23 protein-coding genes and 1 other RNA gene are annotated in these 23,785 nt (G+C 41.1%); 16 read left to right on the top strand and 8 right to left on the bottom strand.

Features of this window, described 5'->3' with window-relative positions; translation table 11 throughout:
* Positions 1-119: 119 nt before the first annotated feature.
* Genes H9X96_RS00950 through H9X96_RS00935 form a run of 4 tightly spaced genes read right to left on the bottom strand, consistent with a single transcriptional unit; the run spans position 120 to position 3,827 of the window.
* On the bottom strand, positions 120-1,145 hold the full coding sequence (locus H9X96_RS00950; protein WP_187664475.1) for a hemin-degrading factor: 1,026 nt from the start codon (positions 1,143-1,145) through the stop codon (positions 120-122).
* 14 nt (positions 1,146-1,159) lie between these two features.
* Positions 1,160-1,957, bottom strand: coding sequence for a heme ABC transporter ATP-binding protein (locus tag H9X96_RS00945; protein ID WP_187664474.1), 798 nt, complete (start codon positions 1,955-1,957; stop codon positions 1,160-1,162).
* Entirely contained in the window at positions 1,957-3,003 is a 1,047-nt protein-coding gene (locus H9X96_RS00940; RefSeq protein WP_187664473.1) for an iron ABC transporter permease, read from the bottom strand. Before H9X96_RS00940 ends, H9X96_RS00945 begins: the two co-directional genes overlap by 1 nt.
* Entirely contained in the window at positions 2,997-3,827 is an 831-nt protein-coding gene (locus tag H9X96_RS00935) for a hemin ABC transporter substrate-binding protein (protein WP_187664472.1), read from the bottom strand. Before H9X96_RS00935 ends, H9X96_RS00940 begins: the two co-directional genes overlap by 7 nt.
* A 353-nt stretch (positions 3,828-4,180) precedes the next feature.
* Here H9X96_RS00935 and H9X96_RS00930 point away from each other — a divergent pair, with 353 nt between their 5' ends.
* From H9X96_RS00930 to H9X96_RS00865, 14 genes are all read left to right on the top strand, one after another.
* Positions 4,181-6,544, top strand: a complete 2,364-nt coding sequence (locus H9X96_RS00930) for a TonB-dependent receptor (RefSeq protein ID WP_187664471.1) — start codon at positions 4,181-4,183, stop codon at positions 6,542-6,544.
* Between the two features lie 43 nt (positions 6,545-6,587).
* Entirely contained in the window at positions 6,588-7,247 is a 660-nt protein-coding gene (locus tag H9X96_RS00925) for an HmuY family protein (RefSeq protein WP_187664470.1), read from the top strand.
* Between the two features lie 18 nt (positions 7,248-7,265).
* Complete coding sequence (locus H9X96_RS00920; RefSeq protein WP_187664469.1) at positions 7,266-8,042, top strand: HmuY family protein; 777 nt, start codon at positions 7,266-7,268, stop codon at positions 8,040-8,042.
* Positions 8,043-8,084: 42 nt separating this feature from the next.
* Complete coding sequence (locus H9X96_RS00915) at positions 8,085-9,044, top strand: hypothetical protein (RefSeq protein ID WP_187664468.1); 960 nt, start codon at positions 8,085-8,087, stop codon at positions 9,042-9,044.
* A 159-nt stretch (positions 9,045-9,203) separates the two neighbouring features.
* A complete protein-coding gene (locus H9X96_RS00910) occupies positions 9,204-9,800 on the top strand; it encodes a hypothetical protein (RefSeq protein WP_187664467.1) in 597 nt (198 codons plus the stop codon).
* An 81-nt stretch (positions 9,801-9,881) separates the two neighbouring features.
* The gene (locus tag H9X96_RS00905) at positions 9,882-10,532 is read left to right on the top strand and encodes a hypothetical protein (protein WP_187664466.1); all 651 of its coding nucleotides are present in this window, start codon (positions 9,882-9,884) and stop codon (positions 10,530-10,532) included.
* The gene (locus tag H9X96_RS00900) at positions 10,532-12,088 is read left to right on the top strand and encodes a S41 family peptidase (protein WP_187664465.1); all 1,557 of its coding nucleotides are present in this window, start codon (positions 10,532-10,534) and stop codon (positions 12,086-12,088) included. Before H9X96_RS00905 ends, H9X96_RS00900 begins: the two co-directional genes overlap by 1 nt.
* Before the next feature lie 13 nt (positions 12,089-12,101).
* Entirely contained in the window at positions 12,102-12,422 is a 321-nt protein-coding gene (locus H9X96_RS00895; RefSeq protein ID WP_255430942.1) for a DUF6686 family protein, read from the top strand.
* An 18-nt stretch (positions 12,423-12,440) separates the two neighbouring features.
* Complete coding sequence (locus tag H9X96_RS00890) at positions 12,441-13,439, top strand: helix-turn-helix transcriptional regulator (protein WP_187664464.1); 999 nt, start codon at positions 12,441-12,443, stop codon at positions 13,437-13,439.
* A 190-nt stretch (positions 13,440-13,629) separates the two neighbouring features.
* Positions 13,630-15,093, top strand: coding sequence for an Asp-tRNA(Asn)/Glu-tRNA(Gln) amidotransferase subunit GatB (gatB, locus tag H9X96_RS00885; RefSeq protein WP_187664463.1), 1,464 nt, complete (start codon positions 13,630-13,632; stop codon positions 15,091-15,093).
* An 11-nt stretch (positions 15,094-15,104) separates the two neighbouring features.
* Positions 15,105-16,211, top strand: coding sequence for a TlpA disulfide reductase family protein (locus tag H9X96_RS00880; RefSeq protein ID WP_187664462.1), 1,107 nt, complete (start codon positions 15,105-15,107; stop codon positions 16,209-16,211).
* Between the two features lie 105 nt (positions 16,212-16,316).
* Positions 16,317-17,006 carry a response regulator transcription factor gene (locus tag H9X96_RS00875; RefSeq protein ID WP_062549537.1) on the top strand — a complete coding sequence of 230 codons (690 nt, stop codon included), beginning with the start codon at positions 16,317-16,319 and terminating at the stop codon, positions 17,004-17,006.
* Between the two features lie 29 nt (positions 17,007-17,035).
* Positions 17,036-17,758 carry an RluA family pseudouridine synthase gene (locus tag H9X96_RS00870; RefSeq protein ID WP_187664461.1) on the top strand — a complete coding sequence of 241 codons (723 nt, stop codon included), beginning with the start codon at positions 17,036-17,038 and terminating at the stop codon, positions 17,756-17,758.
* Positions 17,759-17,768: 10 nt separating this feature from the next.
* Positions 17,769-19,562, top strand: a complete 1,794-nt coding sequence (locus H9X96_RS00865) for a chloride channel protein (RefSeq protein WP_187664460.1) — start codon at positions 17,769-17,771, stop codon at positions 19,560-19,562.
* A 60-nt stretch (positions 19,563-19,622) separates the two neighbouring features.
* Here H9X96_RS00865 and H9X96_RS00860 read toward each other — a convergent pair whose 3' ends face one another.
* Both H9X96_RS00860 and rnpB read right to left on the bottom strand, forming a co-directional pair.
* Entirely contained in the window at positions 19,623-21,029 is a 1,407-nt protein-coding gene (locus H9X96_RS00860) for a sigma-54 dependent transcriptional regulator (protein WP_187664459.1), read from the bottom strand.
* Between the two features lie 172 nt (positions 21,030-21,201).
* Positions 21,202-21,577: RNase P RNA component class A (rnpB, locus tag H9X96_RS00855), an RNA gene on the bottom strand.
* 430 nt (positions 21,578-22,007) lie between these two features.
* Between rnpB and H9X96_RS00850 the strand changes: the two genes are divergently transcribed.
* Positions 22,008-22,421, top strand: a complete 414-nt coding sequence (locus H9X96_RS00850; protein ID WP_187664458.1) for a hypothetical protein — start codon at positions 22,008-22,010, stop codon at positions 22,419-22,421.
* Positions 22,393-22,482 carry an SHOCT domain-containing protein gene (locus H9X96_RS00845; RefSeq protein WP_187664457.1) on the top strand — a complete coding sequence of 30 codons (90 nt, stop codon included), beginning with the start codon at positions 22,393-22,395 and terminating at the stop codon, positions 22,480-22,482. The genes H9X96_RS00850 and H9X96_RS00845 overlap by 29 nt, the downstream gene beginning before the upstream one ends.
* Before the next feature lie 123 nt (positions 22,483-22,605).
* Here the strand turns inward: H9X96_RS00845 and H9X96_RS00840 are convergent, their stop codons facing one another.
* The gene (locus H9X96_RS00840) at positions 22,606-23,028 is read right to left on the bottom strand and encodes a cytochrome c (RefSeq protein WP_062549530.1); all 423 of its coding nucleotides are present in this window, start codon (positions 23,026-23,028) and stop codon (positions 22,606-22,608) included.
* A 2-nt stretch (positions 23,029-23,030) separates the two neighbouring features.
* The gene (locus tag H9X96_RS00835) at positions 23,031-23,684 is read right to left on the bottom strand and encodes an SCO family protein (RefSeq protein ID WP_187664456.1); all 654 of its coding nucleotides are present in this window, start codon (positions 23,682-23,684) and stop codon (positions 23,031-23,033) included.
* Between the last annotated feature and the right edge of the window lie 101 nt (positions 23,685-23,785).

Genomic DNA, 23,785 nt, shown 5'->3' with positions numbered 1-23,785 from the left:
ACCAAGTGCCAGCCAGAGCAGGCCTTTGATGAGGAAGAATAGAAATCCCCAGAAACCAAATTTCTTTACCCATTTTATAATGGTGGCTTTTTTTTCTGATGTGGGTGTATTTGTCATATTTAAAGCGATTCTTTCAGGACTTCACGCCAGCTTTCCAATTCAGGGATTCCAGGCTTGCGTTTACCAAAAAATTGAACAATCATTTCTCCGTTTTTGTCAAACAATTCGATAGAGTTGACATCGCCATCGGTAGAAGGTTTAACCACCTGCCATACGCTGTGAACTTCATCTTCTCGAAGGTGCAAATTAAATTCTGGATCTAAAACATTAAACCACGGCCCCATGTCTACCAGTTTTGTAATATTTCCGCTGTGAATTTGGATACAGCCTGCATTTGCAGTGAAAACCATCACAGGAACCTGTTTTTCAGAGCAGGCGGTCATTGCTTTTCTAAATCCTTCAACAGTAGTTTCTTTTGCTCTTCCTGCTGGTGCAAGGCGTAAGGCCTGAGTTCTGGTTACTTTGAATTTTCTCAATAACATGAAAAACTCATGGCTATCGGCCATTTTATTCCATGCTTCCTGGAAACCAGTTACGTCGATTTCCGAATCTGGAAGTTCCGTTGCTGGGGCAGCTGCTGGAGCTGCTTCAATCAATACAGCTTCTTGTTCAGCATTCAGGAATTGTGCAACTAAGGCTTTATAAGCTTCCACATTGCTACGGTCTGTCAGGTAAATCTTGTGGATCGCATTTCCATTCGCATCAAAAAACTGTAAACTCTGACGGTCATTTTCAGCTACTGCGAAAGCGTATTTCCAGACACGAAGGAACAGGCGAAGGTCGATGTCGGCACCTAAAACCAGACCTGCATGCGGTGTAAAGGAAATATCTTCATAAACACCTTTTCTTTCATTTACGCAATATTCGTTGCGGGTTAAGGCCATTACATAACCTAAAGAAGGTACCGATTCCAGAATCTTCTCGAAATCAGGCTGTAAAAAAGTAACGGTCGAACCCAGGCCTGTCATTAATAATTCTGCTTCAGCAACCTGTAATTCCTGTGCTGCTTCTCTGATGCGTTTCTTAGGGTTGGCAATTTTATAGGCTTCGTATTTTTCTTTAAGGGGCTTGGTTGCAGTGATCATAAAGGGGTGTTGGGTTAAAATGAATTGATTTGTACGTTTGTATTTTTAGGGATAAAAAAGGGCTTTAGTGTTTTCGGGTTGGTAAAAACATCGGCATCGATTTCAAAAACCTCATAGATGTTTTTGGTGTTCAGCACTTCTGAGGCGGTTCCATCATACCATTTCCTGCCGTTTTTAAGCATCAGAATCCGATCTGCATATTGCGCTGCCAGGTTAAGATCATGGAGAATACCGATCACCATAAAACCTTTGCTGGCTAATGCTTTGGCAATGGCCAGGGTTTGCTGCTGGTATTGCAGGTCTAATCCAGAAACCGGTTCATCCAATAGGAGCAAAGCATTGGGCACATCCCATATCTGCACCAGAATTCTGGATAATTGTACTCTTTGTTGCTCGCCCCCGGAAAGACTGAGGTAAGAACGTTCTGCAAGCTGGCTAATACCGGTTAATTTCATTACTTCATCACAGATTTCCTTGTCTTTTGGACTTGGGTGGTTCTGGTAATGAGGATAACGTCCCATCATGACAATTTCTTGTGCCATGAAGGCCATATTTATGATGTTTTGTTGATTTAGTACTGCTCTTTTTAAGGCGAGTTCTGGCGAAGAGTAGCTGGAGATAGATTTACCATGTAAGTTGATGCTTCCATTTGAAGGTTTTATTTCCCCACTCAACAGCCGTAACAGCGTCGATTTTCCGGCACCATTGGCACCCAGTATCACGAGCATCTCGCCCGGGCGCAGGCCAAAAGAAATCTCTTTAACCAGCGTTCTTTTTCCTGCTTGGTAACTGATGTGGTCGGCGATTAACATTATAAAATCAGTTTCTTTTTATCTTTAATTAATATGTAAAGGAATAGCGGAGTACCCAATAAGGCGGTAATGACACCGATCGGTAACTCAATAGGAGCAATGATCGTTCTGCAAAGCATGTCTGCGAGGGTCAGCATTAATGCACCCATCAATGCAGATGCCGGAAGCACATATTTATTGTCGACACCAATCAGGAGTCTGATCGTATGCGGTACCAGCAGACCTACAAATCCAATGATCCCTGATATGGCTACTGAAGCGCCAACGGCGAGGGTCGAAAGGATCACCACATTGCGCTTGATCCGGTTTACCCGCAGGCCGATCTGGTTGGCCTGAGTCTCTCCTAAAGCAAAAGCATTGAGCGCTTTCCCCATATAAGGCAGGATGAAAATCGGCAGGAGTACAAAAGGAAGAATGGCGATTACGGTCTCCCATGTAGCTCCAGCTAAGCTTCCCAACATCCAAAAGGTGATGTTTCGCAATTGCTGGTCGTCGGCCATATAAGTGATGAGGCCTGTTAATGCACCGGCTAAAGCATTGATCGCAATGCCTGCCAGCAGCATTGTGGCTACATTGGATTTCCCATCTGTACGGGAGATTTGATACACCACTATAGCTGCGATTCCGGCTCCGACAAAGGCGCCGAATGCCAGTAAATAATAGCCTAGTAGATTGCTCAATCCGGCAAACAAGGCCATTTCTAAGACAATCACAATCACCGCCATTAAGGAAGCACCGGCCGAAATTCCAATTAATCCGGGTTCTGCGAGTGGATTGCGAAAAATCCCTTGAACAGCAGCACCGGAAATTCCCAATGCCGCACCTACCAAAATGCCTAAAAGTACCCTCGGCAGGCGTACAATATGCATGACGCCCTCATGCTGTACGGAAATCGTGTGTTCGGCAAAGAACCCCAGTTTTTTAGCCAGCATAATCAATACGTCAGTAACTGGAATTTTGACGGCACCTAATCCCAATGAAAAGGCGGCGGCAAGAAGTAAGGCGAGGGCCAGTGCAATGTATAAGCTTGCTTTTTTGATTACCATTTACTGTTTAGTTCTTTGATGGCTTGTGGCAATCTTACCGTAAAACCTGTTAACAATTCCCCGTCCATCTGCACTATTAGTTTATTTTTCCCAGCATTGGTGAGCGACACCCCAGGCATTTTTAAAATGCTGTTGATCCCTCCAAGGCTTTTATATCCGAAATCAAACATCAGAATCAGGTCTGGATTGGCGTTCACCAGTGCTTCTGTGGTATATGGCTTATAGTTAGAAAATCCCTGTGCAGCGTTTTTTCCACCAGCAAGGCTGATCATTGCATCCATATTCGTGTTTTTGCCGGCTACCATCATTACACCTGTACCGCGTGCATAAACAAAAAGCACTTTTGGATGCTTTGGGTTTTTACTGATATCTGCTAAGGTTTGCTGTAAATTAGAAGAGAGTTGTTTGACTAACATTTCTCCTTTTGGGCTTTGTCCGACTGCCGCAGCAACCGATCTGATAAATTTAATACTGCCGTTTGGCGAAAATTCCTGCTTGATGCTGACTACGGAGATGCCTGCTGATTTTAACTGATACGCAATTGCTTTCGAAATGTCTCCTTCTGGCGCGATCACCAGGTCTGGAGAAAAGGAAATGATCCCTTCCGCAGATAAAACTCTGTTTTGACTTACCCGGGGTACTTTTGCTGCGTAAGCTGGGTATATACTCGTTACATCTACGGCTACAATTTGATTTCCTAATCCTAAAGCATCTACAGTTTCTGTGATGGCACCGCTTAAAGTGATGATTCGCTGAGGAGCCGTCGCAAAAGAACAGACATAACATAAGAGCAGCAGTAAGGTAGAATGAAGGGTTTTAGTCATTTTTAAAAAGGGTATGGGCTTGATTACGATGCAAAGGAATGCTTAATTATACTGATTCCAAATAAATTATTTGCGATTGTCGGTATTGGGTTCATTGCATTTTAATAGCCAATATGCGGGTGTTTGTAAAGTTGATTTTTGCGTCAATTTCCTGATTGTTAGTTTGTTGTTTACTTTTGAGCTGCTCTCTTTTTAATGATATTCTGGTTAATTCTGTCTATAATTTATCCCGATTCCGTAAATATTATCCCGAAAAGGTTAAAAATAATCCCTTTTGCGTTGCTAAGATATTGGTAAATGTAAGCATATTTGCCTACTTTATTTAGACTGATTAAAAATAATACTGAACATAAATGGTCTTTCTTAGCGCTGGAAAAAAATACTTATTACTGTTACTGATCCTCCTGGCCAATGCTGGTTTTGCAAAGGACATTAAAGGAAGGTTGACAGGGATCGTCTATGACGATGCCAATAAGGCGCTTTCTGGAATCACTGTAGCTTTAGAGCCTGATAGAAAGCGTGCTTTAACTGATGCTAAAGGAAGCTTCCAAATGGATCAATTGTATCCTGGGACTTATTCTCTTCGGATTTCGGCGATAGGTTTTCAGACTTACACTCAGGAAGTGGAAGTTTTAGCAGGCAATAAAAACACGATAACGATCAGGTTGCTGCGTAAAAACGAATCTCTAAAGGAAGTCAGCGTGAATGGTGTACATGGCAATCCAGATAATTTTATTGACATGACTCGTACCACTATGCCCAGCAGGGTGATCACCAGAAAAGAAATAGAACAGATGGGCAGCCGCAGGTTGGATGAAGTTTTAAAAGAACAGACCGGTTTGGCGATCGTTAGTGATATTGGTTCAGGAAATAGGGCGGTAGGCTTACAGATGCAGGGTTTCGACAGTGGTTATACCATGATTATGATCGATGGTCAGCCAATGGTAGGCAGAAACAGTGGTAATTTTGACCTTTCCAGAGTAACCGTATCTGATATCGAACGGATCGAAATCATTAAAGGGGCTTCCTCTTGTTTGTTTGGCAGTGAAGCCCTGGCAGGGGTAGTCAATATTGTGACCCGTAAAAATATCACGCAGCCGCAGGGTTTAGCCGTAATCCGTTATGGCAGTTTTAACATGCTGGATGCTACGCTAGAAGGAGAAACGCCTTTTGCAGGGAAGAAAGGATCGGTTTACGTATCTGGGAATTATTACCGAACGGATGGTTTTAACTCCAATCCTTACCTGGAAGAAGGGAAAACGGCACCTCCTTTTGATAGCTATTCTTTTCAAAGTCGTGGCCGTTACCTTTTAAATGAGATCAGCAGCCTGAGTTTTAACGGTCGCTATGCCAACAGACATTCTGTGAATGATATTTCTTATGGGGTTGTTCCCAGCAAAGATATTTTAGACGAACATGATTTAAATGCTTCGCTCGCTTTGAACAACAACTTCAGAAATGGGACTAAACTGAGGACACAATATTACCTGACGAGGTATCAAACTGCGCAGGATGTGACCGATTTAAATACCAATACGATCATTCCTGGAAGTCGGTTTAAGCAATTTCTACACCGTTTGGAAACTCAGGGCAGTCATCAGTTTTTTCAAACACTAAACCTGACCGGTGGTCTGGGGGCTGCTTTTGAAATACTGGACAATTCCTATTACCGTGATGAAAAGAACATGAGCAATTATTTTGCTTATGGCCAGGCAGACTGGAGCTTGTCTTCCAGCCTCAATATGACTGCAGGTGCGCGTTTTGATTACCATGATAAATATGGCTCTAAACTAAACCCAAGTGTAGGTTTGCGTTATCAGCCATTTGATAAACTGACGCTAAGAGCATCGATAGGAACAGGTTTCAAAACACCAAGTTTCCAGCAGCTATACATGGTGTTTACCAATGTGCAAACTGGTTATACCGTGTTTGGAGCAGAAGAATTTTGGCGGGAAATCCAGCTGTTAAAGGATGTCGGACAGATGATGAGTATTTTCCCAATTGCCAATCAAATCGGTACACTGAGGCCGGAAAGGTCGGTTTCTTATAGCGGAGGCTTTGCCTATAATCCGATTTCCTCCATCAAACTGGATGTAAATATTTTCTACAACGACATGAGGAATTTCATTAGTGCTGAGCCAGTAGCGATCAAAACCAATCAGCAGCAGGTGTTTTCTTATATTAATGTAGCTAAAGCTTATACTGCCGGAACGGAAATTGGCATGAGCTGGAAAGTAACAAAAGAACTAAGTCTCTCTGCCGGTTACCAGTTGTTATATACGGTCGACTTAGGTATTGTTGAAGCTATAAAAAATGGTACCGGCTTATATGCCCAGGTTTATGACGGCATAAATCCACCGAGACGTTCTAAAAGATCAGATTATTTTGGGATGGCCAACAGGTCCAGGCACATGGCCAATATCAGGGCGAGTTATGAACACGAACCTTCCGGAATTACTGGATCCTTTCGCGTCAATTACCGGAGTAAATATGGATTTACAGAAGCCAATAGTGCCAACTTGTTTATCGATCCTTATGATACGTATGTGCCCAGCTATTTCTTATTTAACGCGGCCCTGCAAAAGACTTTTTATAACAAACATTTACAACTGCAGTTTACGGCAGAGAACCTGATGGATTACCGGGATCAGCTGATGCCTGCTCAGCAGGGAAGGGTAATTATTGCCGGAATCAGCTGGAGATTTTTTAAAGGTTAAACTCATCAAGAAAAAAAATATAAACGCATCAATAAATAGCAACATGAACAAAAGTTTAAAATCGGTCTTCCTGGTATTGCTCAGCCTCCTGACACTCGCTTCCTGTACAAAGAAAGAAATCAAACCTGAGCTGGAAGACGGAAAAAGTGCCGTAATTAAGGACCTTCCTGGCGACGTAGGCAATACCGTAGGTAGTGGGAAACCCTTTGAGCCTTTTTATTTCAGCACTAAAACCGGAGCGAAAGTAGCCGCCACTGAAAAATTAACTGCTGCCTGGGACCTGGCATTTGCCAGAGAATACAATTCTTATGTGTCTATCAATAATGGGGCTGATGCCAATAGTTTGGGTTTTGGCGGCCCAGGTAAAGGAGCGATGGTAGTCGTTAATCAGGCCTATGATCAATTGAAAACCGCCCCCTCAGATACAGAGTTCAGTACAAATGGAATCAGCAGTACTGGTATTGATGTGGGCAATGGCAAGGGCTGGTTTTTCTATGAAATGAACACGCATATCGCCGTTCCTGTAAAAAACAGAACGTTTGTGATTCGAACTGCAGATGGAAAATTTGCAAAGCTGGAACTGATCAGCATGTACAAAGGCGCGCCGAAGGTGGTGAGCGATCTGAACTGGCCGGCACCTTATTTTACTTTCCGCTATTTCCTGCAGGGTGATGGCAGCAGAAACCTATCCACCAAAGATTAACCTTTTAAAGCTAAATAAATGAATACGCTTGACTACTTCAAAAAATATAGCCGCCTGATGATGATGGGCTTGATGGTCTCGATGGCCAGCGCTTGTTCGAAAGATGATGATCCAGGGCGCACAGAACCTCCTATAGAGCCTGGTACAGTAGCTTTTTATAAAATTCAGCGGGTAGATAACCTAGCTGCGGAAACCGATGATAATAATCCTACGGTGCCTAAAAAGGCAGTTTATTTTAGCCTGGAGGACAAACAGGAAGTGGCCTTGAATATGGCAAAAACACATCGCTGGGACATGGGCTTAAGTGGTTTATACAACAGCTTTGTATCTGGAAATAACGGAGATAATACGACCAATTTCGGCTCCGGAGGTCCAGGGAAGGGTGGGGTAATGATCGTTGTAAAGCCATTTAATGAGGTGGTTGATATTCCTGCAGATTCTGAGTTTAAAACGGGAGCCGGGGCGATCGGCACAGATAATCTGGGTGATTTTGGCGAAGGAATAGGCTGGTATATCTACGATTTCGGAGGTGGAATCATTGGGGATAAAAGCTTTGAAAAATCGCACGTTGCTTATGCGCTGGGTAATCCGATTAAAATGGTAAATGGAAATACAGCGCCGGCAAGAACGCTGATTGTCCGCACCTCAAGAGGGAATTATGCCAAGATCAAAATGATCAGCTGCTATAAAGACGCCTATATTCCGGAGCTATGGTTTAGAAATACACCACACATGTACTTTAGTTTCGAGTACGTGCTAGTTCCTAAAGGCAGCACCAAATTCGAAGTTAAATAATACAGTACCCTTATTGAAAATCTAATACGACACTCAATTCATATGAAACAACATTATGCTTACTTTCTACTGATCGCTGGATTTATGGGTCTTACTGCCTGTAAAAAGACGATTGGTTTAGACCCTGTTCCACAGAATAAAATATTAGAATATAAGATCAGCAATTTGAAAGATACAGCCATGTATGCTTCCATTAATCAGCTGAATAATACGATTACAGTTTACTTGCCCGTGGTTTACGGTCTGTCGCTGATAGACCCGGAGATTAAAGTATCGGAAGGTGCAACCTTAACAGAAGTTCCGCTGCCTGTAGATGTGTACGACCAGGAAAAAAAGTACACTGTAAAAGGAAAAGATGGAAGTACCAATACCTATACCCTTAAAATCAAGGTGATGAACCCGGTAAAACTGGATGTCTCCTGGCCAGCGTTTAATCTGGTCAATGGAGAAATGATCGCTTATCCAAATTCAGACGGAAATTTTATTGGCAATTTCAATGCCTTCGGACAAGGACTTTTACGAATAGACCTGCTGCATAAAAAAACAGGAAAGGTAACTGTGATTAATGATGCACTGGTGACCTGGGTATTGGCTTCCCCAACGCAGAGCGCTAGTTTGAGTTTTAAGCCAGGCATAGATACTGGTGTTTACCAGGTAAAAGTTAAATACTATGATCAGGAAATGACGATGAAAGAACCACTGCATATCATACATCGCCAGCCGGATTTACTCATGCCTTCCAAGAGTGTAAAACAGGGAGAAAACATTTCTTTCCCGGCTTTCAATAGCATCTTTCTGGGACTGAAATCGGTGAAAGTGAAATTGAACGATGCAGCTACTTACGATTTACCTGTTGTTGGCTTTACAACAACGGAAATGACGCTGAAAGTGCCGGATAATTTCCCGATAGGTACTTATGATTATACCGCCTTATTCACTTTTGAATTTGAAAATTGGAAATCAGTGAGCAAACTAGGATCGCTCACCGTTGCCGCTAAATAGACATACGACCGACTTGTGTACAGGGGAGGTTTTATAAATCCCTAATGTTAAACTTAAAAACTGATGCTAATGAATTAAATGACCACTAACGCTTCTATCTCACCAATTAACGCTTCAAATTAATCATTAACAAATTTAAATCATCTTAAAAAAAACAACATGAAAACTATTATAAAAACCGTATTTGCTGTAACTGCCATTGCTTTAGCTGTCACTTCTTGTAAAAAACAAAATGAAGGAACTGCACCTACAGGGACTTTGAAATCTGCAAATGGCATCGCTGCTGTGACGCCAGTAGTTTCAGATACGATTTATGGCCACTGGGCAAATCCAAGAGGGGGTAACTTCGGCTCTATTTACCTGAACCTTAGTCAATCTGCAAGTCTGGATACAGCTTCTACAAATAATAGCAGATTCGATGTAGTGCTGACCGGAACAAACAATTCATTCGTAGAGGGGGTAAACGGTTACACTTTAGAATATGTGCAAAATGTTCCATTTGCAACAATTGACGCTTTTACAATAGGAACTGCTGCGACCTCTATTGGCAGAAGTACTACCGCGCTTAGTGCTGCAAATGGATGGTATGGATACGTTGCGCCAAATGGCAATACTTTAGCACCAAACTTCTACATCATTGCACGTTCAAATGATACCAGACCTGATTATGCTTTAAGATTTACTGCAATCGTTGGACAAGGTACAGCCACACTTAACCGTGGTAAATTCGTGATTGAATACGGCGAAATTCTTTAATATCATCCACCTGTAGCGCTTGCCGGAATTATCCGGCATGCGCTATGTTTAACTCATCAATTTTATCAAATTAAACTGAAAATGCCTGATTATAAGTTTGCAAAATCCTCCATGATGTCCTGCACTTTGTTTGTGCTGGTCTTGCTTTTAACCATTGCTTCTGCCTGTAAAAAGGAATATACCGATTTTCCTTATCATAACATCGAGCAATTTGAAGTCAGCATAGACGAAAAAAGTAATATTGATGCTGTAATCAATGGGGACAGTATCGTTTTATACTGGCCTCCATTTATAACGATGCCTGATTCGATTACGCCGCAAATTAAGGTGTCTGAAAGGGCTACTATTCTTCCTGCGTCTGGAAAGAAAGTCGCTTTTTCCGATAAAACGACTTATACGGTAACCGCTCAGGATGGCAATTCAAAAGTTTATCATTTGAAAAGGTTGAACAATCAGCCGTTATTTAGTTTTGAGCTGGCACGTACGATGGTCAGAGGAGGTCCTTTTCTTTTAAGCGGCAGCTACCTGGTAGCAGATACGTCAAAGACGAAGGTGTACCTGGTCGACAAAGCGAAAAAGGAAATCAGAATTAATCCGATCGCGTTATTGACTACCGCCAGACTGAATGCTGTAGTACCCGCTGCAAGTGTGATTGATACTGGAAGCTATCAGATTAAGGTGATTACAGGGGCTCGGACACAAATTAAAGGACCTTTTAAAATCCTGCGTTAATGAACATCAGTTTTCCCTTCCATATTACCATCAGGCTGGCACTTTTATTAGTGCTGTCTGTGTTTTATAGCTGCAAGAAAAATCCGGTAATTCCAAATGAGTTACCGGTTTCGCCGTTAACAGGAAACCGGATGGAATTTACGCTGGATTCTATTTACCTGTATGCCTCACAGACTTATTTATGGAATGATGCTTTACCTGGTTATGGGGACTTTAATCCTAGGCAATATCAGGGAGCCAATGATTTAAAGGCTTTTAATGCAGCAGTTTTTAGCCTGAGCCAATTGAAGATCAATCCTGTAAACGGGGTTGCTTATGAAAGGTCTTTTACGCCCGGGCAAGGTAAATATTCATTTATACAAGTTTCGGGTCTGCTTTCCGGAAAAGCTGCGGGTAATTCCGATAAACTGGCCGTAGTTTCTTTGAGCGGAAAAGGGGCTGATATGGGGCTTAATATAGCTGCTTTTGGTACGGAGCTGCGTATTAGTTATGTAAACCCTGGCTCTCCGGCAGCAAATGCAGGTTTAACACGTGCCTGGCGAATTTTGGAAATCAATGGGCAGCCTGCAACTTTATCTGCTGCTCAAAATGCAATTGGGTTAAGCAGTATAGAATTGCAGCTGGAAAAAACAGATGGGAGCCTGGCAAATGTTACTTTGTCAACCAGCAATTATCAAAGCAGTCCAGTGCTGAAAACGGCTGTCTTATCTGCCGAAAACGAAAATGTGGGTTATATCGCTCTTTCCGATTTTAATACCTTATCGAGTTCAAAGCCCCTGCTGGATCAATCTTTCGGGGTTTTAGCAGCAGCGATGCCATCAACATTGATTGTAGACCTCAGGTACAATAAAGGTGGATATGTGGAAACTGCGGCTTATGTGGCCAATCTCATTGCCAATTCTGGTTTAAATGGAAAAACGATGTATGTGGAGCGTTACAATACCATGCTGCAGCAAGGGAAAGCAACGTACCTCAAAAACCAGCCTTATTTTGATGAACAGGGAAATCCGGTTTTTCTAGACGGAAAACGGGCTACACTGTTCAATGTAGATTACAGCCTCAATGGAAATACCTACGCGTATGCCAAAAAAGGGAGTCTAGAAAGCATCAGAAATGTGTATTTCATTGTCAGCGGACAAACGGCATCTGCCAGTGAAATGCTCATCAATTGTCTGAAGCCCTACCTCAATGTGAAATTAATCGGCAGTCAGACTTATGGGAAACCAGTAGGCTTTTTTGGGATCAATATCGATAAATACACGATGTATCTGCCCAATTTTAAAATAGAAAATGCAGCGGGAGCAGGTGATTACTTTACGGGATTTATCCCTGAATTACTGGTTCAGGACGATCTGTCAAAAGATTTTGCAGATCCGAAAGAGGCTTGCGTGGCTGCGGCTATTTCGCTGGTCAATGGCAAGCCAGCAGGAATCTCATCGGCAAAACTGTCGCTATCAGTCAGTGCTCAGCAAAATGTTCCCTTTCCAGCCGTCAGTTTTGTGGAGTCCAGAGCAGGGTTTAATGGGATGGTCAAAAGAAAATTAAAGTTGAAATAAAATATAGAAGAAGATGTGCAAAACGAGGGTGTTAAGTACTAAAGGAGATACAGTGATCAGCAGCTGTATGGGATGTAAAATGTATTATTTGTGGCATAATAATTTGCTGTTAAATTTCAGTATTGATGCTTTTGAAGCATTTAGAGGTGTGGTGTTTAGCCTGCCTTTTCATAAAAACAGCTTACCATTTCCGGATGAGGAAGAGCGGATCATTCTGCATACGCCTAATGAAGACATCTGTTTTGCATTTTGTTATGAGGAATTTGAAAGCTTTAAACTGGCGATTGATGAATCCATTTACATGAATGAGGTATATCAGCTCATGAGTAAGTAAAAAAAGCGAAGAAAAATAATGAAGATTAAATCAAAGATAGAAGGAGCGGAAGATTGGTTATTCATCGAGGAGATTCCTGAAATGTACGTCGCCAATACACCGCTTTCAGAAAAGAACATCAATATTAAAATGCCTGCTGTAAATAAACTGGTCAATTATCAGCTGAGTGCCGGAGGTTTGTTTCTTGTTCATTCCACCATGCAGTTTCATGAAAATGTTAAAGTGCTTTCGGAAGTGGAAGGGGAGGCGATTACTTCTCAGTTTATCTTTTATGGGACAAGCCCGGCCGGAGATAAAAATGCCTCGAAGAATAGCCGAAGAATGGGAAGCAGGCACAATATCCGGTATATTCCATCTTTAAAAGGAAAATATCCAATGGTTCCTGGAGTAGAATATAAATACTTTCTACTGGTACTCTCTAAGGCCTATTATTTTCATTTGATTGATCAGCATTCCTTACTCCATACCGATTTTGTCAAGGAGATCCTCAAAGGAAAATATACCTCTTTTGTGGCCAAGGATCTTTCTGTGACACCGGAAATGAGGAGAGTAATAAATGACATTTGTGAATGCAGGCGTACCGGTGAACTGAAACGGATGCACACAGAATCTAAGATTTTAGAATTGCTGATGCTGCAGCTGGAGCAAATGCAATCTGGTGTGGAGGTTGAAAAATACCTGATCAAACCTGATGATCTTAAGAAAATTGAACATGCACGAGAGGTATTGGATGCAGGCTATCGCTATCCGCCTACGATCATAGAATTGTCGAAAATTACTGCTTTAAATGAGTTCAAACTGAAGCGTGGTTTTAAAGAATATTTCGGAATTACCATTTATGGTTATGTGACACGTTTGCGGATGGAAGAAGCAAAAAGACTGATTCTGGAAGAAAGAATGAGCATCGGACAGGTCGCTGCGGCAGTAGGTTTTAACCACCAAAGCCACTTGACAGATGCTTTTAAGCGTTACTTTGGTATTTTACCCAGCGAGGTAAGTTTGGGACAGGAAACCTGAATCCGAAGCACTGGAATCTGTTTTGATTTGCGGAGGAGCCCGTTCTGAAACCCGGTGTTTTTAGGTAATTAAAAGATCATAGTTTTGGCATACTGTATAATTATGGATGGAAACTACGCTGTTAATGCTCAATTCCGTTATATTTGTCTATATAATATATCGAAAACCACGTTTTAATCATTGCCTATAAATGAGTACGAATACAGCAGTTTCTCCATCAGAATTTGAATTGGTATCTGGTTTAGAAATCCACGTACAGCTAAATACAAAATCAAAAATTTTCTCCTCAGACAGTGCTTCTTTCGGGGCTAAACCGAATGAACACATCTCTGCGGTCTCTCTTGCCTTGCCCGGTGCTTTGCCAAAACTCAATAAAGAGGTGGTGGCTAAAGCCATTAGAATGGGCTTGGCGCTGAATTGCACGATAAATGAAATCAATTATTTTGACCGCAAGAATTATTTCTATGCAGATCTGCCAAAAGGATACCAGATTACGCAAGACAATAAGCCGATCTGTCAGAATGGTTTCCTGAATGTGACTTTGCCAAATGGCGAGGAAAAAAGAATAGGAATCAACAGAATCCACCTGGAAGAAGATGCAGGGAAGAGCTTACACGATCAGGACGATCGCTTTTCTTTTGTAGACCTGAACCGGGCTGGAGTTCCATTAATAGAAATCGTAACGGAGCCGGATATCCGTTCTGCGGAAGAGGCTTCTGCATTATTGTTAGAAATTCGGAAACTGGTGCGCCACCTCGATGTAAGTGATGGAAATATGGAAGAGGGCAGCTTACGCTGTGATGCGAACATCTCGATTCGTAAATTTGGAACCACGGAGTTCGGTACACGCTGTGAAGTGAAAAACCTGAACTCTATCCGTAATGTGCGCAGGGCGATGGAATTTGAATTTAACCGTCAGCAGGAAGTGATTTCTGAAGGGGGGAGGATCATCCAAAGCACCTTAAACTTCGATGCAGATCAGGGTACAACTGCTCCAATGCGAACTAAGGAAGAGGCCAATGATTACCGCTATTTCCCTGATCCTGACCTTGCACCGATCCACATCTCTGCCGAATGGCTGGCGCAGATCAAGTTCGATATGCCGGCATTGCCAGCGGAAATCTCCAAACAATTAGTTGCCGGCTTTGGCGTTAATGCTTCTGAGGCTGCTATGCTTTCTGAAGATCGTGATTTGCTGACTTATTTTAATGGCGCTTTACCGATTGTAGGCAACAAGAAAAACTTGGTAAACTGGCTTACAGGGTCGATTAGAGCGTTGTTAAGTGAGCAGGAGATCAGTATTGCTGATTTTAAACTGCAGCCTGTACAGCTGGCAGAGTTGATCAACCTTGTTGACGATAAAAAGATTACCCAACAGATTGCCTTGCAACAATTACTCCCAGAGCTGGTAAAAGACCCTAAAGCGGAAGCTATGGCGACGGCTGCAGCTTTAAATCTATTGATTGTGGAGAATAGTGATGAATTATCTGGCTTTGTGGATGAAGTCCTGGCAAAATTTGATGCTCAGGTACAAGCCTATAAAAAAGGTAAAAAGGGCGTGCTTGGACTGTTTGTTGGTGAGGTAATGAAACTGGCTAAAGGAAAAGCAGATGCCCAGAAAATAAACGAATTGTTACAAGATAAATTAAAGTAAAAAGAATACAAATGAAGAAACTCGGATATCTATTATTGATCTGTTTTGCATTTACTGCATGTAAGGACAAAAGTAAGTTTACCATTAGTGGAGAATTTAAGAACGCAACGCCTCAAAGTAAAGTTTACTTATTTGGTCTACAAAAAGAAAATGTACTTCCTTTAGATTCGACAGTGCTTTCTGAAAAAGGAGAATTTAAATTCTCACACAGTACACCAGGAGTAGATTTCTTTAGAATCTCTGCCGGACATAATGAGTATATGATCATTGCTAAGAATGGTGACGATATTAAAATTGCTGCTGATTTAACCGATAAGAATTTAGGATATACGGTCTCCGGAGCAATGGAAGCGGATAAGTTACAGGAATTGAATACGGTTAAAAACCAGTACATGGCTAAACTTGGTGCAATTCAAGCGAAGTTTGAAGAAGCAGTAGCCGCTCAGCCTGATAAAAGAGAGGCGATTATGGAGCAATTCAGACCTGAATATACCCAGGAAATCAATGGATTGAATAAAGCAGTGTTGAAATTCGCACAGGACAACAGCAATTCTTTGGCGGGTTTCTACGCGATTAACCTGTTGAATCCTGCCGAATATGAGAAAGAAATGGTAGAATATTCAGATAAGATTAAAAGCAGCTTCAATGACAATCCTTCAGTAACGGAGTTTTTAACAAAAATGTCTAAGCTGAAAGCTTTATCAGTAGGTTCACAAGCACCAGAATTTACCATTGCTGGTTTAGACGGTAAACCAGTGAAATTATCAGATTTTAAAGGGAAGTATGTACTGATTGACTTCTGGGCTTCCTGGTGTATGCCTTGTCGCCAAGAGAATCCAAACCTGGTAAAAGCTTACAATGCTTTCAAAGATAAGAACTTTACCGTCCTTGGGATTTCATTGGATAAAGACGCTACTGCCTGGAAAAACGCAATTGCGGCAGATCATTTAACATGGACGCATGCTGGCGAATTGAAAGATTTTGATGGTCCTGTAGTGAGACAATATGAGATCGAAGCGATCCCAAGTTCCTTTCTATTAGATCCTAACGGAAAAATTATAGCGAAGAATCTACGTGGTGAAGAGCTGGATGCTTTCTTAAATAAAACTTTAAAATAATCCTAAATCCGTGTTAACACACTGGAGTCACTTAACAATTTGTTAACTTGGGTTTAACGGTATATTATAATTGATTACCTAATTTCGTAACAAATATTTAAAGCTATGAGCACCGTAAAACAAAAGATACTGATTGTTGATGATGAACCTGATATCCTTGAATTGATCGAGTACAACTTGAAAAAAGAAGGATATCAGGTTTTTTTGGCTAGTAATGGCCAGGAAGGAATTACGGTAGCCAAGAAGGTTCATCCTGATTTAATCATTCTGGATATCATGATGCCTAAAATGGATGGGATTGAAGCTTGCAGGTTAATGCGAGCCATTCCAGAGTTTAAAAATACATTCATGGTATTCTTAACCGCAAGAAGTGAAGAGTATTCAGAAATTGCCGGTTTTAATGTAGGTGCAGATGATTATATTGCCAAACCGATTAAACCACGTGCATTGGTGAGTAGAATTAATGCCATATTAAGAAGAAATTCAAGTGCTGATGAGGTTTCTGATAATAAAGTAGAAATCGGAGATTTGGTCATTGACAGGGAAGCATACCTGGTATTTCAAGGCGGACAAAAAGTAGTTTTAGCCAAAAAGGAATTCGAATTATTGTACTTATTAGCCTCTAAACCCGGAAAAGTATACACCAGAGAATCTATTCTTAAAAATATTTGGGAAGACTCAGTAGTGGTCACCAACCGTACAATTGATGTGCATATCCGCAAACTTCGTGAGAAATTAGGCGAGACTTATGTGGCAACAGTGAAGGGTGTAGGCTATAAATTCGAACTTTCTTAGTATTTTTGTGCAGTATTAAATCCACTGTATTGAAATATCCTTCTTTTAAAGATCTTATCCTATTCGAAAACGATGATTATATCGTCGTAAATAAACCTCCATTCGTAGCCTCGCTGGATGAGCGCGGCGGATCAGGCGAGGTCAATATATTACGTTTGGCAAAGCAGTATTCTGCTGATGCACAGGTATGTCATCGTTTAGACAAAGAAACTTCAGGCGCGATTATTATCGCGAAAACTCCTGATGCCTATCGCAACGTTGCGATGCAATTTGAAAAGCGCAGAGTAAGCAAAGTATACCACGCAGTGGTAGACGGACAGTTTACTTTTAACGAGCTGTTTATCGACCTTCCCATCCTTAACGACGGGAATAAGAGCGTTACCATCGACAGAAAAGAGGGTAAACGTGCAGAAACCATTTTTAATTCCATAAAACATTACCGTCATTATACCCTGGTAGAATGTAAGCCGATTACCGGCCGTATGCACCAGATCCGGATCCATCTGGCTACTCAGCGCGCAGCAATTGCTGGCGATGATATGTACCGTGGAAAACCGGTCTTCTTATCGACCATGAAAAAAGGGTACCGCATTGCAAAAGACGATGAAGAACTTCCGATTATGAAACGTTTTGCTTTACATGCCAGACATTTGGTATTTAAAGGATTAGATGGAGCTGATATCGTTATTGATGCACCATATCCTAAGGATTTTGCAACACTGATTAAACTACTTGATAAATTTGACGCTTAAACGGTAAGATATGTATGTACGGATGGTAAATTATGTAGACAGAATTAACCAGTACCGGAAGACCAAAATCTCAAACAGGAACTTTTTAGTGATAGCTGCATTGATTGTTGGGGTCCTTGCCGGACTTGCAGCTTCCTTGTTGAAAACCATTACACACCACATTGAAGATTTCCTGCAAACAGGGTTTCATTGGGAATACAAGTATTACCTCTTCTTCTTTTTCCCCTTTATCGGGATTCTGTTGTCGGTCATGTATGTCCGGCGTTTCATTAGAAGAGGGAAGTTTGAAACCGGATTAACCCCTTTGCTGTACACCATCTCCAGAAAATCAAGTAAGGTAGAACCCCATAATATTTATTCGCAGATCATCACAGCCGCCCTAACGGTAGGCTTTGGTGGTTCTACGGGCCTGGAAGCCCCCATTGTAACCAGTGGCGCTGGAATCGGATCTGTTGTTGGACGCTTCCTGGGCTTGTCCTATAAGGAAACGACCATGCTTTTGGCTTGTGGAGCCGCTGCGGGTATCGCAGGGGCCTTTAATAGTCCAATTGCAGGGATTGTGTTCGCGGTAGAAATTCTGCTTCCTGAATTCAGTATTCCTGCCTTTATCCCTTTGCTGCTGGCCTCGGCTACTGCAGCAGTAGTAGCAAGGCTGTTTTACAATGAACAGCTGTTCTTCTTAGTGACCGAAGGATGGAAAATGGAGGCCCTGATTTATTATGTGATTCTTGCGGCATTTATAGGATTGTTTTCGATCTATTTTACCAAAGCAAGCGCATTTGTCAAAGGCTCTTTTTATAAAATTAAACATCCTTATAAGAAAGTAGTTGTAGGTGGACTGATGTTAGGTTTATTGGTGTTTCTATTCCCAACTTTATATGGAGAGGGCTACATCACGATCAAGAATCTGTTGATGGGAAACTATTCCACAGTGATCAATAACAGCATTTTTTCTGAATACAGGCATTTACCATGGCTAGTCCTGATCTTTACTTTAGCCACCCTTTTTGCTAAATCTGCGGCAACGCTGATCACTTTAAGCGCTGGAGGAAATGGTGGGATCTTTGCACCCAGCTTAATTATGGGCGGTTTAATGGGCTTTATGCTGGCTTTTACCGTGAATACCTTAGGGATTGCAGAGCTAAATGTGGCCAACTTTATTGTGGCTGGAATGGCAGGTTCCTTAAGTGCGATTATGCATGCGCCATTAACCGGTATCTTTCTAATTGCTGAAATTACCGGTGGTTACGTCTTAATGGTGCCGCTGATGATTGTTTCAGCGATTTCTTACCTGATCAACAGAAGTAAAAATAAATATTCGATCTATACCAAACCGCTTGCGGAAAAAGGGGAGCTGCTGTCTTATGAAGACAAAGACTCAACGGTATTGAACATGATGAAATTAAGGTATCTGGTAGAGAAAGATTACCTGGTTTTAAATCAGGATGATTTAATTGTAGACCGCTTACCGGAGATTTTACAGTCTAAACGCAGTGTCTTTCCAGTTGTCGCCGAGGAAGACCATAGTTTTAAAGGCTTGATTTATCTGGAAGCGCTCCTTAAAAAAGGAATCAACCAGGTGGATCATTTGGAAGTAAGAGCCAATGATTTAATTGAGGAGGCTCCTGATACTGTTCATATCAATGATTCGATGCGAATTGTGATGCAGAAGATGGAAAAGGAAAATGTATGGGCTTTGCCAGTATTAACTGAAGAAGAGCGCTATCTGGGTTTTGTCTCCAAAACCGCCATCTTTAATAAATACCGCAAATTATTAGCTCGTCAGGCTGACTATATGGAATAACAAAAGCCAGATCCGTGTAGAAACCTGGCTTTTGTTATCATTAGACTAGGGAAAAAGCGTTTATTCTGCCGTTCTTTTTAGTCCGAATTTTTCAATCTTACTGTAAAGGTGACTGCGCTGAATATCAATGTCATCCGCTGTCTTAGATACATTCCAATTGTTTTTCTCTAACTTGAACTTGATGAATTCTTTTTCCGCATGATCTTTATAATCCTGGAAATTGCTAAAGCTATCATAGTTCTGACCTATACTGCGTACTGACTGCTGACCTGCAGCAGCAGCATGTGCCGCACCAATGTTGGTACCGCCGCCAGGGTTTGCAAAAGCAGCCACATCTTGTTCTGTAATTGCTTTATCAGAAAGTATGATTAAGCGTTCGATCATATTGTGCAGCTCACGTACGTTTCCAGTCCATGGTAAAGCCTGTAGGGCCGCCATAGCTGCATCACCGATCTTTTTAACCGGCATGCCATACTCTTTACAAATTTCTTCCAGAAAGTGCAGTGCGATCTCCGGAATATCTTCAATACGCTCTGTTAAATGTGGTACGTGAATGTTGATGACGTTTAGACGGTGGTATAAATCCATACGGAAATTGCCATCTTCAATTTCTTTCAAAAGATCTTTATTGGTTGCGGCAAGTACTCTTACGTTTACTTCCAGCTCTTTTTCTCCACCAACACGGCTGATTTTATGCTCTTGTAAGGCACGTAAAACTTTCGCCTGAGCAGAAAGACTCATGTCACCAATCTCATCCAGGAATAAAGTTCCACCGTTGGCCAGTTCGAATTTACCAATACGCTGTTTTACAGCCGAAGTAAAGGATCCTTTCTCATGCCCAAATAGTTCACTCTCGATCAGTTCCGAAGGAATAGCCGCACAGTTTACTTCAATTAAAGGGCTATCTGCACGATTGGATTTTTCATGCAACCATCTCGCAACTAGCTCTTTGCCACTTCCGTTAGCACCGGTAATCAACACGCGGGCATCAGTAGGGGCAACACGCTCAATGGTTTCTTTGATTTTTCCAATGCTCTCAGAGCTACCCAGTATGTCTCTGGTCTTGCTGGCTTTTCTTTTCAGGACCTTAGTTTCAGTGACTAAAGTACCTCTGTCCAGCGCATTTCTTACGGTAATTAATAACCTGTTTAAATCTGGTGGTTTAGAGATAAAGTCAAAGGCTCCTTTTTTACTGGCTTCAATTGCTGTTTCTACGGTTCCGTGACCAGAAATCATGATAAAAGGAAGGTCCGGACTATAGGCCTGTGCTTGTTCCAGCACTTCCATACCGTCCATTTTATTCATTTTAATGTCACACAATACCAGATCAAATTTCTTTTTTTTGATCAGATCTAATCCGTCAACACCATTATCAATATCTTCTACATCGTAATTTTCATACTCTAGGATTTCACGAAGTGTGCTCCTTATTGCGCGTTCATCATCAATTATTAATAATTTTGCCATAGGTATTGCTCATCATTTTTATTAGGAATACGAATATATTATTTTCATTTGAATATAATTGCTTTTAACACTGATGATGCAGTGATCCAGTTATTATTTCAATGGGATAAAACTTTTTTGTAATCAGGGGTAAAACGCATTTGCCCGCTTTTTAGCGTATTGAGATTAAACAAAAAAATGCAAGCCTATAAGCCGGGTTCTGTAAGCTGATTGCTCAGCCTTTCTACCATTAATCCAGTATAAATGTCACCACTTATCTCTAACGACCTACCCACTAACATCGGACGAGCAGCCCTACATACGTTAGCCTATTTGGTCTTTCAACTCCCGGGGTTTACCAGCGATCCGGTTGCCCGGAATACTCGTGAGCTCTTACCTCACGTTTTCAACCTTACCTGTGCTTAAAAAGCCATTGGCGGTGTATTTTCTGCGGCACTTTCCATAACTCAGGTATTCATTCCTAAGCCTCTTCCCGTTAGGAAGCGGGATGCTCTGCGTTGCCCGGACTTTCCTCTCCGATAAATCGCAGCGATAGAACAGCTTGCATTTTTTGTGCGACAAAGATATAAAAAAATGGGGTTTATTTGATATAAAATAGGCTCTTTTACGTTCCAGGTTAACTTCGTCATCTTCTGCGCTCATGATGAAAATTTTTGGTTTCACTGACTGTAATACAGATCGTGTTGGGTTCGCTAGCTGTTTTGCTTTACTTTTGCACCGGTATTGTTCGGGCAGAACGAAAACAAAACAGCAGCAAGTGTATGTACTGAAAATCTATAAAAAGAATATGGTCTTTATTGGGGGGTAATTACGAGTTAATTTCAGTCTCTAATAAATATAGTGGAATGGAGCATTAATTTTAAAGCTGCATTGTGACTGAGGAAAAGAAAAAGATATTGTTAAATTTAAAAAAAACAAACGGTCATTATTGTTTGATAAATAATCTTTATTAAAAGAGACCGGAATTGATTAATATATATGTCGAAACAAATCAAAGCATTAAAATGTCCACAATGTGGCAGCGTTAAAAAACAGGAGGTTAAGGAAGACCATTATATCTGCAATAATTGTGGTACCGAATATTTTCTGGATAACGATGATATTAATGTTAATATTCGGCACAGCTTTACTGATAATGGATCGACTGCTTTAAATCCAAAAGCAAGGAAAATCATTTTTAGCGTGTTAGGGGCAGTCATTTTAGTCATTGTTTTGCAAACGTTTCTCGGTGTTTTTTTCGATGGAAAATCAAAATCGCGTACAGGAACCAGCAAAGCCAAGGAATACCACGAGCGTTTCGATTCTTTTATAGCGTACAGTATCAAAGATTCGCCAGATCCAATACTACTGTTTAAGATCATAGTTGAAGAGGTTAAAGCTGCTGTTGGATGAGCAAATCATTACGCAGGAGGAGTTCGATCAAAAGAAAAAGGAATATTTGAAACATCTATAATTAGCAGTACCTGGGCTAAATTCAAATCGGCCAATCGTATGGAAGAACGGTTAAGCAAAAAGGCTGAATTTTTTAAATATTAGAAAATTCAGCCTTTAAAAATCGGCGCTATAAAATTAAAACCTATTTACATTTTTTTAGGTCTTCATTGGCCTGTTCAAGAGGATACATTCCTTGCTTATTTCCAAAAGAGTTGGTGATATACACCACAATCTTCGCAATGTCTATATTGCCCAGCGTTTGGAAATCGGGCATTTTCTCTTCATACTTCTTGCCATGAATTGTAATGGGTTCAGACATTCCATTTTTAATAAAACAAGCCAGCTTATTTCTATTTTCTTTTAGAAAAACAGTATCCGTAAGTGGTGGAGCAAGTGCACCTAGGCCTTCGCCTTTAGCACCATGGCAGTTTTGACAATATTTGATGTAATAGTCTCTTCCGCTCACATAATACAAGTCCTGAGTAACTTGATCCGCACTTTGGCAGGAGTAAATCATCATGATGAACGTGAAAAGTACAGGGATCGAAATCAGTAATTTGCGCATGGTTATTTTTTATCTTCAGCAAGTAAAATGGCCACATCTTTTTTAAGCTGTGCAACTTGTTTGTCGTCAGTGCCATCATAGGCACCACGAATACGTTTGTTCTTGTCGATCAGCATCAGCCATCCCTGGTGGATGTAACCATCTTTATTGGTGCTGTCTTCGATTACCGCTACCAAATAATCTTTTTCTGCAATTTTATAAATGCTATCTTTTGAACCGTATACAAACTGCCATTTCGGGCCGTCAACACCAAGCTTCTCTGCATATTTTTTTAATACTGAAGGCTTATCGTATTTAAAGTCGATGGTATGAGACAGGAACATCACCTCTGGATTCTCTTTATACTCTTCAAAAATAGTTTTCATATTTCTGTGCATCGTCGGACAAATCGTGGTGCAGGAGGTAAAGAAGAAATCAGCGATATAGATTTTGTCTTTGAAAGTGTCATTGTTGATTAAAACGCTATCCTGATTTAAGAAACTAAATGCGGGAATGGTTTTATAAACCGTATCCACGCCCATTGAACCATCTGCATTTTTTACAGTGACCGCTTCTCTAGGCCCGAGAATAGGCAGTTTTTTAGTATCCTGACAGGAAGAAACAAAGAGAGCGAGCGCAAATAGAAACGAAGTGGGAATGGAAAAGTTTAGCTTCATAATTTTTTGATTATAGAATTTCGGTAAAGGTAACTAAAATGAAATTAACCCTTTCATTCTGGTACGGTTTACTATTGACATGATAAAGTCATGAAATTAAT

The organism is Pedobacter sp. N36a (assembly GCF_014472395.1).
Lineage (GTDB): Bacteria > Bacteroidota > Bacteroidia > Sphingobacteriales > Sphingobacteriaceae > Pedobacter.
Note: the sequence above shows the minus strand (reverse complement) of the source record. Positions and strands in the feature narration are given on the sequence as shown.